Origin of the sequence: Muribaculum sp. NM65_B17, from assembly GCF_004793735.1 — a bacterium.
GTDB classification, from domain to species: domain Bacteria; phylum Bacteroidota; class Bacteroidia; order Bacteroidales; family Muribaculaceae; genus Muribaculum; species Muribaculum gordoncarteri.
Window position 1 is genome coordinate 1 of sequence record NZ_SRYY01000021.1, and the last position, 14960, is coordinate 14960.

12 protein-coding genes are annotated in these 14960 nt (G+C 40.2%); 6 read left to right on the forward strand and 6 right to left on the reverse strand.

The genetic code is table 11. The annotated features are described in order from the left end of the window. Positions 1-191 (reverse strand): hypothetical protein (locus tag E5354_RS13920; RefSeq protein WP_135947823.1); only part of this gene is annotated, 191 nt, incomplete at its 3' end. A 342-nt stretch (positions 192-533) separates the two neighbouring features. On the opposite strand from E5354_RS13920, the gene E5354_RS13925 reads away from it, so the two are divergent. The 6 genes from E5354_RS13925 to E5354_RS13950 all read left to right on the forward strand — a co-directional run bounded on the left by E5354_RS13925 (position 534) and on the right by E5354_RS13950 (position 8963). Continuing rightward, complete coding sequence (locus E5354_RS13925) at positions 534-833, forward strand: hypothetical protein (RefSeq protein WP_135947824.1); 300 nt, start codon at positions 534-536, stop codon at positions 831-833. 108 nt (positions 834-941) lie between these two features. Continuing rightward, a complete protein-coding gene (locus E5354_RS13930) occupies positions 942-2240 on the forward strand; it encodes a radical SAM/SPASM domain-containing protein (protein WP_135947825.1) in 1299 nt (432 codons plus the stop codon). Positions 2241-2249: 9 nt separating this feature from the next. Further along, positions 2250-4322 (forward strand): outer membrane beta-barrel protein, encoded by a 2073-nt coding sequence (locus E5354_RS13935; protein ID WP_135947826.1) that lies wholly within the window; start codon positions 2250-2252, stop codon positions 4320-4322. A gap of 12 nt (positions 4323-4334) precedes the next feature. Beyond that, on the forward strand, positions 4335-6503 hold the full coding sequence (locus E5354_RS13940) for a peptidase domain-containing ABC transporter (RefSeq protein WP_135947827.1): 2169 nt from the start codon (positions 4335-4337) through the stop codon (positions 6501-6503). A gap of 478 nt (positions 6504-6981) precedes the next feature. Continuing rightward, entirely contained in the window at positions 6982-8403 is a 1422-nt protein-coding gene (locus E5354_RS13945) for an AAA family ATPase (RefSeq protein ID WP_135947828.1), read from the forward strand. Beyond that, complete coding sequence (locus E5354_RS13950; RefSeq protein WP_135947829.1) at positions 8400-8963, forward strand: recombinase family protein; 564 nt, start codon at positions 8400-8402, stop codon at positions 8961-8963. Before E5354_RS13945 ends, E5354_RS13950 begins: the two co-directional genes overlap by 4 nt. 118 nt (positions 8964-9081) lie before the next feature. On the opposite strand, the gene mobV is transcribed toward E5354_RS13950, so the two are convergent. From mobV to E5354_RS13975, 5 genes are all read right to left on the reverse strand, one after another. Beyond that, complete coding sequence (gene mobV, locus E5354_RS13955; RefSeq protein WP_135947830.1) at positions 9082-10782, reverse strand: MobV family relaxase; 1701 nt, start codon at positions 10780-10782, stop codon at positions 9082-9084. A 381-nt stretch (positions 10783-11163) separates the two neighbouring features. Then, positions 11164-11646, reverse strand: a complete 483-nt coding sequence (locus E5354_RS13960) for a hypothetical protein (RefSeq protein WP_135947831.1) — start codon at positions 11644-11646, stop codon at positions 11164-11166. 191 nt (positions 11647-11837) lie between these two features. Next, on the reverse strand, positions 11838-13529 hold the full coding sequence (locus E5354_RS13965; RefSeq protein WP_135947832.1) for a hypothetical protein: 1692 nt from the start codon (positions 13527-13529) through the stop codon (positions 11838-11840). 248 nt (positions 13530-13777) lie between these two features. Then, entirely contained in the window at positions 13778-14098 is a 321-nt protein-coding gene (locus E5354_RS13970; protein ID WP_103984457.1) for a hypothetical protein, read from the reverse strand. Between the two features lie 45 nt (positions 14099-14143). Next, complete coding sequence (locus tag E5354_RS13975; protein ID WP_135947833.1) at positions 14144-14890, reverse strand: ParA family protein; 747 nt, start codon at positions 14888-14890, stop codon at positions 14144-14146. Positions 14891-14960: the final 70 nt, after the last annotated feature.

Consider the following 14960-nt stretch of genomic DNA (forward strand, 5'->3'; position numbering starts at 1 on the left):
CGGTCAAGTTCCTCGATAGCTTCTGCCTGAGCAATTACTTTCCTGAGGACTTCACACACGTTATCTTCCAAGGTTGCCCCAAGACGGTGCAGTTGATTGAGATGGTGCTCCAAAGCCTCATGAGCATTGGCGACACTAACCTCATTCTGCTGCAATATACTCTTGAGTTCTTCTACTCTATCTTCGGCCATTTATATTGCTATATTTATTTAATGTTTTATTTTTATATTGTTTTATTGTTGCAAAGTTAGTGATTAATTTCGTACTGCCCAAATTTTTTCCACAATAATTCTTTGACTACCACCTCATTTCTTTCTCATAACCGACCATAGCTTAACACTAAGCTATTTGGCTTAGAATTCTTCATACACTTTTTTTTTAGAAAAAAAAATTTTTTTTTCTTTTTTTTATGATTATATTTGGTGGAGTTCCTAAAATCAATTAACTTTGCATCGTAGGAGTTCTCATCACAAACCACTGACTTTGTATTGAATGCTTCACATTAACCAGATTAATAACCCTTTAACACGAACATGATGAATCAGAAAACAAACAGAATTGCAGCATTCATCGAAAACCTCCCGATGGATGCAACAATCGGGAACTGCGAGTCAGCACTTCTCTCAACAAACATGGAGTTCATCGGAGGAGACAATGGTGGAGACTGCATCAATGAGCTCTACGACCAATGCAACAAAGCTAAGAATGGAGGTAGCTGCGAAAATTACAATAGTGCTTGCTCCAAATCAACAAATCGTGGTGGTTGTCTCAACACTACATTGAAAAGACTTCAGAAGAGCACTGATACTGGATTAGTAGCACTTATTCCGTAGTCTTTGAATAGGAATTTTTTCCTTTCTTGTGTTTGCACAAACGTGTATTTACTCATCTTTTAACGTAGAGACATCTACGCCTGCGTAGATGTCTCTACGTATATTAATATGAAACTGAGCGTATTTAACTCGATTCTAATTATTAACGGCAAACACACGCTGTTATACAATTCCTTTTCTGGAAAGTTTGTTGTGGTTCGTAATCAGTTATTAAATTTTTCAGATTTATTAACTGATAGATTCTCGTGTAATTTCCCTTACTTACACAAGCAATTGTTAGATGCCGGAATCATCATAAATACCGATATTGATGAAGTAGCCTTACTTAAGGAACGCATTAATGATGCTGACAACAATAAGAACGAGTATATTCTTCATATTAATCCTACACTTGATTGCAACTTTAGATGTTGGTATTGTTATGAAAACCACATACCTAATTCGAAGATGAGTCCAGAAGTTTTAAATTCAACTCTGGCATATATACATTCAATATTGAAAAGACCATCTATCAAATCCTTTGAACTTGGATTTTTTGGAGGGGAACCTCTTTTCTATTTTAATAATACCGCTAAAGAGATTATATCATATACTCATTCTTTATGCACAACACATGGTGTCTCATTACACATACACTTCACATCGAATGGAGCGTTACTAACTAATCAGATTATTCAGTTTCTTAAGCAATATTCCTGCGGTTTTCAAATCACACTTGATGGAGGGAAAACCTACCATGATAAAACTCGTTTTTTCAAAAACGGGAGTGGCAGCTATGACCTTATTGTTAAAAATATATTCAGCCTAGCTTCATCAAAAATAGACGTTATTGTTAGGGTTAATTATACTAGTGAGAACATTGACAGTATTAACTCTATATTTAAATCATTTAAAGACGTTACTGACGATATTAAAAAATATTTAAGATTTGACTTTCAGCGAGTTTGGCAAGATAGAATAACTCGTACTGATGAAACCGAGACAAAAATTAAATTAATTCGCAAACTATTTATTGACAGCGGATTCGTCGTACTTTCTAATTATATTCCACATGATGTGCGAAACTCTTGCTATGGAGATAAAATCAATCACGTTTTAGTAAACTATAATGGAGACGTGTTTGGATGCACTGCTCGAGATTTTACCTCTGATAATCGTATTGGCAAATTGGATTGTTCCGGCAATCTACAGTTAGACCCAGTAGTTGTTCACCACCGGAACACTGCAAAATACTCTAAACCTATATGTTTAAACTGTAGGATTGCACCAATATGTGGTGGTGGATGTAAACAACGAGCATTAGAATCCCGTCTTTCTGAGGAATGTACATTCAACTATTCAGATGAGGATATAGATAGCATAATCCTAGACATCTTTGAATACTCGTTTAATCTCAAAGCCCAATAAATTATTCGCATGAAATGGTCTATTATCATATTTTCTATTTTAGTAATGTTCTGTTGCAAATTTGCAGCAGCAGATGATTCCATTCCATCTAAACAATTGAAAGAAGTCATTGTTTTGGGTGACAATCAATGGATTGAGAAAGGCGTTATGAATTTCATACCATCAAAAAACGCAAAAAAACTTTCTAACAGTCCTGCATCACTTATTAAATCTATGCATCTCCCCTTTATAAAAGAGAAAGACGGGCTTATTGTTAGTTTATCTGGAGAAGTTATTCCTATTTTTATAAATGGAGAAAAAGCTGATGATATCGATCTCGCTACTTTTTGGCCAAATGAAGTAAAGAGAGTCCAATATATCGAGCACCCATCTGATCCTAATTTTGAAGGAGCAAATATCGCAATTAATTTCATCATGCCTAAATACTCTGTTGGTGGTGTGAGCCGTATTAATCTGTACCAAAAAATCCCTAACAATGGCTATTATACAGCATCTTCAAAATTAGTTTATAAAAAGATGACCTATGGATTTTTGCTCTCTGGCAATTATTACCGTGATCATCGTTCAAAAATGACTGGAGAAACCACTTATAGCGATTTGTTTTACAACGACACCAAATATGAGTTTATTTCTAGAGAAGAGGAAAATAATAGTTTCAATAGAGAAGATGGTTTAAGATGTGCATTTAACGCAAAGTATGCAACTGAAAGATCCCGTATAACACATACAATATCCTTTTCTTGGAATAGAAATCCCGGCAGCGGTTCTAATAGCACTGATATATGGAATCCAAACTTATTCGGATTCTCAAACAGCATATCTACCTCTAAATCCAAAAGTTTATCACCTCAAGTTATGGGGAATTATTACTTTAGACTTGCTGATAAATGGCATTTTTCTGGGATATGGAAATATTCTTATGCCAGAAATAGATCTAATACAATTAATCAACTAGGATTAAATGTCCCTATTCTCAATAGTACCGTTGAAGATGTAAATAACTTTAAGGTAACCATCTTACCGTCTTATTTGCTGTCAAATAAATGGTTATTTCAATTTAAATTCGACTACAATATAGATTGGTTTTCAACTCTTTACAAAGGTTCAGCCAATACAACACAAGACCAAGCCAGACAATCAATACTGTCTGTAATTAAACTCAATTGGAATCCTAATGATCATATGTCTGTATCAATAGACCCTGGTTTTGCTGCATCTTTTTGGAAAGTAGGAAATATTAAAGAACATTCTATTTATCCAACTATTAGCTCCTCTATTAATTGGAATCCGATGAGAAAATTCTCCATTAATGGAGCTTTACAATTCTATATGCGTCCCACCTCTGCCAGTGAATCCAATCCAGTTTTAGTACAAAATTCTGAATTACTTTGGGCTCTAGGTAATCCATATCTTAAGAATCTCACATCTTGGGATACATATATACATGCTACATATCTACCCAAAAATTGGCTAACATTATCATTCGGCCTTGGATATGTTAAAACTTATAACAATATCATCACAACATATTCACCAGCCCCCAAAGAGTTGGGAGGATTAGTAAAAGAAACGATTAATGCAAAACCCTCTGATAATATCAGAGCTAATATTGAATTAAGAGGGACTTTTTTTAATGACAACTTTTCTATTGGGGTTTCTCCTCAATGGTATTACACCTATGTGCGAGGATTATATCATACTAAATTCAATTATATTACTCTTTCTGGAAGTGCTGATTATACTATAGGTAACTTCAGAATCGAATTATCATATGAAGGTCCATATAAAGATGTGAGCGTATCCGGAATGGAAAAATCCTGGAAACAGGATAATTGGAACTTCGCTGTTATTTATGGGAATAATAACTTATATTTAGATTTGAAAATAGAAGACATTTTCAATAATCATCGAAAGAGTTGGGTTCAATATAATTCTCCCAATCTGAATTATCACTATAACTACCTTGAAACAGGACGAGCTATTTCCATAAATCTCACATATACATTTGGATATGGTAAAAAGGTTGATAATCGTATAGATATAACAGGACCAGAGTCAGTTAAAACCAGTGTTTATCGGTAACATAATTACAATATGTTTAAGTGCTTCCGACAAATAGAACACTCTGATTGCGGTTTAACATGTATCCGTATGATTGCAAAACATTACGGAACAAATATACCGTTAAGATATCTTCATAATATATCTGATCTCAATAGACTCGGAATGTCTATTAAAGACATAACATCTTGCTGTAACAAAATTGGGCTAGAGTCAGCAGCTGTTCGCATTTCACCAGAACATATTACAGATATGCCTTTACCTGCTATATTATTTTGGCAGCAACGCCACTTTGTTGTGTTGTACAAAATTAATTCTAAGAAAAAAAAATACTATATTGCAGACCCTGCCCAAGGAAAATTGACATATTCTAATGATGATTTTATTAAATACTGGATTCCAAATGGGGAACATACAGGATTAGCTATATTAGCTGAACCTAATGAAGAATTCAATAATTTATCATATAAAAAAGAAAATAGCCTTAAAGATTTCTTCAAGTATCTATTCCAATTTTTCAAAGTTCATAAGGTTAAATTTTTATTAGCATTATTAATAACTATAGTCATAATGGCTACAGACTTTGCTGTTCCCATTCTTCTAAAAAAGACTATTGATGATGGTATTGGACTAAAAGATGTAAGTCTAATTGTTGCTCTTTTGCTTTGTCAATTAGCTATTACGATTGGAGGATTAGTTGCGTCAAGTAGCATGGACTTGATACTAACCAAAACAGGTTTGGGAGTACATCTAGATATGGTAAATACCTTCCTTGAACGACTTGCAAAATTTCCATTATCCTTTTTTGACAAAAAGGTAAGTTCTGATTTTGTTCAAAAAATAAGTGATCAATCTAGAATTAAAGATTTCTTATTGACATTCCCAAATTCAATATTAATAATGATTCTAACAATTATTGTCTTCTCCACATTATTATTTCATTATAGTGTTATCATTTTTTTTATTTTTATATTAATGTCGTTATTCGAAATCGTTTGGAACACTTTATTTCTAAATAAGCGAAAGACATTAGATTATGCTTATTTTACTAATTCATCAGAAAATAGAAACCATGCCTACGAGTTAACTAATGGTATGGCGGATTTAAAAGTAAATAATGCAGAGTATTCAAGAATAGGTAAATGGAAGGAAACCCAAACGGCCATTAATAAAATATCTATGAAATCAGCATGGGTGAATACTATCCAAGGGGGAGGGCATACTACAATCACTCGTATTAAAGACCTACTTGTAACTGGTATTGGAGCCACAATGGTCATATATGGAGATCTAACAATTGGAGCCTTGATGACATTAGGTTACATTACTGGACGATTATCACAACCTTTTACCACTCTTGGAACTTCTATTAGTTCTCTTCAAGATGCTTTGCTTTCTTATCAAAGAATTGATGATGTTATACATGATGATTCCGAATTTAGAGGTTCAAAAACATTTTCTGAAGCTTCAATAGAATTCAAAAATGTGTATTTTAAATATGCTGGATCAAGCTCTCCTTTTGTCATAAAGGATTTTAATCTTACGATTGAAAAAGGAAAAGTTACAGCTTTGGTCGGAGAAAGCGGATGTGGAAAATCTACTTTGATTAAACTTATGCTTGGTTTTTATATTCCGCAAAAAGGGACTCTAACATTAAGTGGTTATAATGTACGCGATATAGATAACCAGAATTGGCTAAGACATTGTGGAGTTGTTATGCAAGAAGCTAAAATATTCACAGGTACTATATTAGAAAATATTTCTCTTTCTGAAGATAAACCTAATATAGAAAAAGCCTTGCATTTATTAGATACTGTAGGACTAATGACATTTATAAATTCATTGCCCATGGGTATTCATACAAAAGTTGGAGTTTCAGGGATTGAAATGAGCGGAGGACAAAAACAAAGGCTTATGATTGCACGAGCATTATACAAAGATCCAGACCTATTATTTTTAGATGAAGCGACCTCTTCTTTAGATGCAAACAACGAATCATCTATAGTTTCAAATATCAATTCTATAAAAAATGGTAAGACCATAGTTATTGCAGCACATAGACTTAGTACCGTTAAAAATGCAGACAAAATAGTTTTTATTAAAGACGGTTGCATTGCAGAAGTAGGAAGTCATGACGAATTGATTGCACTAAAAGGCAATTATTGGCAACTAGTTAGAAATCAATTACAACTGTCAGTATAGTTCAACTATTTTGTTTTACATCAGTTCTAAATCGGCCGTTTTTGAGACTGCCCGGCAAACTATCTTCAGATAGAAATATACCTGCTGGATACCATTTCATAAGCCATCTCAAAATCATCAACTCAAAACATGGCAAATATCCTGAGTTTTGAGATTGAATACCGAAAGTGAAACCGAATTATAGCCCAAAGTGGGATAATTGACCTACTTTTGGCTATAATTCGGTTTTATCAGTATTGAGAACATCATCTGAAATCCGATATTTGGCTATAAGTGGGTCAAAATACCCACTTATAGCCAAATATCGGCATCTCGCCGTAATAAATCTGTCCCCAATTTACCACCAACCTTTGAATATACCACCTCGAAAGTAGTATAACACCATTCTACGCGACGACATTTAGCTACAACCCGATAAAAATACACACTTATAGCTAAATGTCGGTTATTTTTAGTACCTTTGCAAAAAACTTTAGCCATGATAATAGGACGTAAAGAAGAAATAGAGCAACTCAATCGAGCACATGATTCTGAAAATTCGGAATTTGTCGCTGTGTATGGCCGTCGCCGTGTAGGAAAAACCTACTTGGTAAGGCAAACATTCTGCGAAAGATTTACTTTTCAATACACTGGAGCATTAAATGTATCTAACCAAGATCAGCTTGAAGAATTTTACAATAGTCTCCTCTCACAAGGTTTACCCGACGATTCTTCAGCCCCCAAAACATGGTTTCAGGCTTTCCATCTTCTCGAGGCCTTAATTGAATCCTCTCCACATAAGAGAAAGATTATTTTCTTAGATGAACTACCGTGGATGGACTCTCCCAACTCCAAGTTTGTTCCGGCTTTTGAACATTTTTGGAATGGATGGGCTTCTGCCAGAAATGATATACTTCTTATTATTTGCGGAAGTGCGACCTCATGGATTATAAATAAGATTTTCCGAAACAAGGGAGGTCTGTATAATCGTGTAACATATAGACTTAAAATACAACAATTCTCATTGGCTGAATGTGAAGAACTTGCACAATATCAAGGCCTACCACCAAACCGGAATATGATCTTGGAGGGCTATATGGTCATGGGAGGAGTTCCATATTATTGGTCAAAGCTTGATCCAGCCAAAAGCATGGCGCAGAATATTAATACCCTATTCCTGGAAGAGAATGGGGTTCTTAGAGATGAATTTAACTTCATCTATGCTTCCATATTTAATAAGCCGGAAAAGTATTTGAAAGTTGTAGAAGCCCTCTCCGGCAAAAAATCCGGACTTACACGTGATGAAATCTCAAAAAAAGGGAAGCTGGATAATAATGGGCAACTTAGCGGCATATTAGAAGACCTTATAGAATGTGGCTTTATTCGGAAATATTGTCACACTGACAAAAAAATAAGAGATGCAATTTATCAGCTTGTCGATTGCTATACCTTGTTCTATTATCAATTTGTCAGGAATGCCTACAATGTAGATGATGAATACTGGACCAAGTTATTACGAACTCCCACCTACAATACTTGGTGTGGATTAGCTTTTGAACGTGTCTGCCTTCTCCATTCAAGACAGATTAAGGCTGCACTTGGCATATCTGGAATAATGGCTAATATATTCTCATGGCACGTCAAAGGAAATGATGTTCACCCCGGCGTTCAGATTGACTTACTCATTGACCGTTCAGACAACGTCATAAATATCTGTGAGATGAAATATGCGCCAAACGGATATTCCATGACTGCGGCCGCACTTGAAAGTATCAATAAAAAAGTGATCGTGCTGCAACATTATGTTCATGCTCGAAAATTCATCTCCCCTGTATTGATCACTTCAAATGGCATTATCAGGAATAAGTACTCAGATGATATAAGACAGTCTGTAACCGCAGAACAATTATTTCTTCCATGATTATAGGCTACGCAAGAGTATCGACCACCGTGCAGAACCTCGATGGTCAGACAGATCTGCTCACTCAAGCCGGATGTGAGCGGATATACAGTGAGAAGATATCCGGAGTTAAAAAGGAGCGTCCCCAACTTGACAGGATGATGGACTCTCTCCGTTCCGGAGACACCGTGATAATAACGGAACTTACCCGGCTGGGGCGTTCCGTCAAGGAATTGCTCTCAATCATCGAGAGAATACATGAAGCCGGAGCGTCGATAAAATCACTGAGAGAGACATGGCTCGACACCACCACACCACAGGGTAATCTGCTGCTCACAATCTTTGCCGGACTCTCACAGTTTGAGAGAGACCTCACACGGCAGCGCACAAGGCAGGGACTTGAAGCTGCGAGGGCAAGAGGTCGTAAGGGAGGCAGACCAAAGTCTGATGAAAGCAAAGTATCTACCGCTCTGAAGATGTACGACTCAAAGCTGCACTCGATAGATGAGATAACCAAAGCAACCGGAATTAGCCGGGCAACCCTTTACAGAGCCATCGACAAACGCAAGAAAACAACATGATTCAGCTTGCTGTCCGGCATCGGCTCCAGTCATGGAAGCGCACCTGTCCTTGACTGGTGCGTATTAGGCTACGCACCTACGGTTTATACGGCGAGCCGACTGTAAGGACGCATTATCCCTACATTCGCCTTCCCCTGCTTTTCTTCGGAGGGTCCTGAGTCTGTCCGGTGTCCGGCTTTTGTGTCTGCTGCTTCCTTTTCTCTTCCTCCTGACGCTGCTTTATTCCAAGTGCAGCCTTCACCTTTGCCCAGATATCCCGGAAGAAATCGGAGATACGCTTACCGCACATAGAGATGAACGAGTCTTCCCCATGTCCTTCAATCCTCACGGAGATATTATCGGCATATTCCTCCGGAATCCTCTTTCCTGTCGCCGGATCCATAAACGGATATTTCTTCCATGTCAAGGTCTGACCCGAAAGAATGGCATCCTGATAATCCGGATCTTTAATCTCAATCGACACAAGTTCCCTTATCAACCGGGCTTCAAGAGGATGTCTGCGCTCAAGTGCGGTCTGTGTGCCGGACACGGTTTCCTTCAGATGTTGCAGTTCCCGTTCCGCCTTCTCTCTTCCGGCTTTCTCATGCCGTGTGGCAGCGGCTTCTCTCTCCAGTGCGGTGGCGTTGCCGGACACGAGCAACTTCAGCTCCGCATTCTCCTTTGCAAGCCTCTCCACCTCTTTCTTGGCAAGGAAACTTATCGAGGCGTTGTTTATCCTATCCAATGCCTCCTTCTCAACCTTGACAACCTCTTTCTCCCTGCTGTCCGCCGCCTGAAGAAGACGGTCAGCGGATTCTATGCGACCCTCGGCATATTCTCCGGCTTCAGTGTAAGTGTCGAGCCTGTCCTGCGCCTTCACTATCAACGGAAGAAGTTTGTCGAGCTGCTGCTGTTGCCGTGCTATCTCATTTTTCTTTTCAGTGAGTTCACTCCTGGTCTTGTTCAGTTCCTTTTCCTGCTCCCGGATCTGACTGTCCTTTTTAAGAATCTCCCGGTTCTTCTCCTTTACCAAGTCCTCCTGTCCGGCGAGTTCCTTGAGTAACTCGTCCAGCCGCCCGCGTTGCAGCTCGTATTGCTCCTTATAATACTGGGCAAGATCCTTATGCTTGGCAGGGCTTCCCTCCTCGCCTCTCTCCAGCCCGAAAGGAGCCATCGCAATGGCATACTCGGTATGCCGCCTTTTCAGATCCCACTGGGTCATGACATCATCGGCACACAGCCGTAAGGTCTCCACTGTCGCCTTTTTCTTGTAGCGGCGTTTCTTCTTCGGGACTTCCTCACCATTCTTCTCCGCTTTCTCCTTATCCTTGGCGGCTCTCTTTTTTGTAGTCCTCTGCTTCTTGCTCTCTCCGGACACAACAGGAACAAGAGACACATGAAGGTGCGGAGTCTCCTCGTCCATGTGCAGAACCGCACTCACGATGTTCTCCTTGCCATGTTCTTTCTGAGCCCACTTGATCGACTCCCGGCACCACTCCATCAGCCTGCCCTGCTCGATGATCTCAGCCATACCCTCGACCGATGCGCTCATGCGGATCTCGATGCAGCATATCTGACCTTTCCGGATCTTGCGCTCGTATTCATTGCCGTCGGCATCCTTCTGATGACGGACAGCATCAAGCCTTTTCTCGATGGCTGCGCTGCGGCCAATCTCCCGGGCTTCCTTTATAAACTCCTTATTATGTCTGGTAAGGTCTCTGCGCTTGATGTTGTACGGCACATGCTCCGTTCCGTCCGCCTTCTTCCTCTCGATATGGGTGGAGTAGGACACCGGTGGACCGTAGCATTTCTCATAATGGCAGACTGTATAGTGGCTCATATATTTTCAATGGAAGGTGGACGGAAACGGCCGGGAAGGGATGCAAGGGGAACGGCGGCCGCAGAGCTGTTCCCTTTGCCGGAGAGTGCAGAGAGAGGGTCACTCTCTGCCCGGGGGTGACGGGGGCTGGAAGCCCTTGTCCGAGGGTCCGGGAAGGGTCATCCCGGCGGTGGGGTTCAAAGGGGAGAGGACACTCCCCTTGTGGGGGTTGTAGGGGGCGAAGCCACATGCCTTAATAGGGTTAAATATAGCATCCCAACGGAGTGGATGCGGTGGCTTCGCCAATATTTTGCCCTATTAAGCTATGGCAAATTTGAAAAATTTGCTCTCGCGCAAGCGATGGAACCGCCTGAAACAACTGACCTCCGGAGGATACCTGTGCTATTCCTCGACCTTGCCGTATCCCATTTTGACACGGTTACTCACAAGCAAATACCCACTGAAAAAGCGGTCGAGTATGTTGTTGATTGTAGATGTGATCGTAGCGTGAGGGACACCACTTCCGGCATTCATATCCTTGATCATCTTCACGAACTTCGGGGCGATTGGAACCTGCGGGAACTTCATCGAGGAAGATCGGTACACCATAGGGGAAATATATCCCTCTATGAAATCAGCTTCTGTTGTTTCCAAAACAGTTCCGCGCTTTGACAGCACAAACAGGGCCTCTGCCTCACTTGCCAGCTTCGGGACTTCAGGGGGTGAAAGCAGACTTAAATTCAGAGTATTCTCCATAGCATATCGAGTTCTCTCAGAGAATCTGCCATCCTTGTCCATTTCTATCTCAATGACCTTTCTTGGATCTTTCTCGAAAGATTTTCTGACTTCTAAAAAATCTCCCTTTTCTTCTTCTGTTTCATCCATTGATAAAGCATTTGTTATTTGATTTGAAAATTCATATTTCTGAAAATTATTTTACCTGAACATTCTGGCGTAAATATTTTCCTTACAAATAACATTCTTACTATGGTTATGGTTCTTGAAGAGAACTATGAAACGGACTCGCAAGCCCAATAATAAAACAATATATATTGTTTTATTTATTTATTGTTTTATTATTTTAGTGGTTCAGGCACGGTAGAATCCCACCACCGGGTAACAGTCGGTCTGGAGAGTCCTGTCTCCCGGGCACACAAAGATTTGTTCTTGCTGTCCGGATTCTTCTCTCGCCAATCTTTTATAATAGCCGCATGACTACTCTTATCAGCACTTATCTTTATTCCTTTCTTACGTCCATTACCTTCATACCAATTTGTCTTACCTTTTGCCAATGCCTGTACATCCCTACTTGCACGCGCAATCATCAAATGAAGTGGTTGCTTACGTCCCTTTCTGATATTTCTCTCTATGCGTATTCCAGTAGTCGTTTCAATAACACGAATAGGCCACTTGTTATATTCCTCGTCATAGGCTCTCATGGCATCGTTAACATCATCTTCCGTAAAGGGATTATCCACCGTCTCAGTCTTACGGTCAAAAGCCGAAACCAAGGATAAAGCATCAGCGAGGACTTCCTCACGAGGAACACCGCATTTGACAGCATAGACAACCAATGTGAGAATGCACCAGTACCGATGATGCACTTCCACTTGCTGACCGTCTTTAAGGATATTCAACCACCAATCATACAGACCACGGTTGAGTTGCCATTTCTTGCCCACTCTCCTGCGTCCAATTACTCTGGAGGCATACCACTCCGGCCATCGTTCCTGCGCCTCTTTTAGCGTCACACGAGACGGATTATGAGGTGTCTTGTCTGTCAACTGTCCGAGTTCTTCATCTGTCAAGCTGAAAGCACGCCCTAAAAAGCTGTTCAATTCCTCCGGCGTGTGCATGGGCGCGGAACGGTTCCAAAATGCCCGGATAGGTTTGCCGAACTTTGTCTTGGTGCCCGGCACACGGAAGCCCTGCACCACACTCTGAACCTGCGCCCTCTCCGCACCAAGTTTTGACACGAGCCACACAATCTTGGTCAATCCTCGTTTCATCTTATTCAACGCATCAAGGCGAGTGGCGAACATTTCAATCGGACGCTTCAACAAGTAATACACATGAATCCCATGTCCGGAATTGACTATGATATTGGCAACAGGATAAACCCCCGTTGTCATACCACGCAACAACATCCGGACTTCGTGCATACTCACACCGTCAAGATCTATCGCAAAGGCATAAAGAAACCGAGCGTTCCTATAAGAGTTGGTACGCCCTACGTAAGTCACCGGGGACAATATCGCAAAGTCCCGCCCACTAAGGAAACTCAGACTCTCGCCATCATCCTTCAGCAACAACCTATGTCTGTTCTTCTTTCCATCCTTGTAGAAGACCACAGGATTATATCTCCACATACGATAACCACTATAGTCTATCTTCTCTGACTGTGCATCATCTGAATTGGAGGACTCTGACCTCAAAGCCTTGTTCCGAATCTTCTGCTTCAACCACAACTTGTATTCATAACTCTGTACTTCCTCAAAAGGAATAATCCCCTCACCCTGTTCAAAGGCTTTCCTCTCAAACAACAACTCGACAAACTCATCAAGATAAAGCTCTGACAATTCATAATGCTCCCCACACTGAAGATAATCGGATTTACGCTCAAACTCCTGCTCCAACACATCCACAGAAACACGGTTCATCCTACCATGATAATCCGACCAAGCCTGAAGAAACTCCCGGTACTCATCCGCAGAAAGAGTATCGAAATCAAAATTATTCAAGTCAGCCTTACTAAAATCTATACTCATAATCTAAAATTTTGAACAGAGGGGCACTCGTTCCTCGTGCCCCATTAGGGGGGCGTATATTATCAATATGTTTTTCTTTTACACTTTGCAAAAATAGTCATTCCTTTCGACATACACAAATCAACTCCTTTTTCAGACCGAGAAGATACATGAATTTAATTGGAGCGACCGCATTTGTGGCCGCTCCAATTAACAACAATATAAATTGTTTTATTTATTTAATTATATATTGAAATATTTTTATATTGTCATTTTACCCTTTGAGAAACATACTCCTTCAATGCTGCCGTTATGATCTCCTTTTGAGTTGTGCGCTCAACCACGGCAAGCATCTTTATTTCCTGGGCAAGAGAGTCCGGAAGTTTGAATGTCACACATATCTCCGGTTCTCCGGAGTTGGCAGACGGTCTTCCCGGTCTGCGCTTATCGGATTGTCCCGGTATTTCAGGTGCCACTTCTTTTGGCATTTCGACAGGAGCAACAGCCGAATTAGTAGATACTGATTCAGCCTCCTTGCTCAAGCCTGTCACTGTACCAAGCAATCCTGATGTCAATGTCTTTTTTGCCATACTTTTTATATTGTTTATTTTATATATTGTTATACTTATTTATTTTTATATTGTTTGATTGTCTATTTCTTTTGCGAGTGCTCTATAATCCTCCGCAACGGTTGACCCCGGAGCATAGTCCAAAACACTTTGACGATAGGTTGGAGCTTCTGCCGCCGACACACAAGTTCTTACATAGGTCTTGTAGATCTTATCTCCATACTTTTCACGAATAGCCTCGATAACCGCATTATCAAGTTTGCGTCGATTGTACTTGGCGATTATGATGCCAGAAACATGCAGTCCCTTGTTGATGCTTTGGGCGATGTCTCCTATCATTTCATCGAGCATCACCAATCCTCGGAGAGGGAGAGTTTCCGCACAGATTGATATGATCACACTGTCAGCGGCAGTGAGAGCATTGATTGTCACCAAACCAAGAGCGGGGGGTGTATCTATAATTATATAGTCATACCCAGCCTTCAGTTCATCAAGGATATTCTTCAGGATCTGTTCCCGGGCAATCTTATTACTGAACACCATATCTGCTCCGGCAAGATCTATGTGGGATGGTATCAAATCAAGGTTCTCTGATATGTTCATGATTGGTGCCGGAGCGCCTTTCATTGCATCATAGATTGAAGCCTCTATCTTGCTTTCATCAGTGAAACTGCTTGTAAGGTTCGCTTGTGGATCTACATCCACCAACAATACCCGACGGCCCATTTTTGCCAAGGCTGCGGCTATATTTACACAACTCGTTGTTTTAGCCACACCACCCTTGTGGTTGGCTATCGCTATTATTTTCGCCATGTCCAATTTGTTATTCGGTCAAGTTCCTCGATAGCTTCTGCCTGAGCAATTACTTTCCTGAGGACTTCAC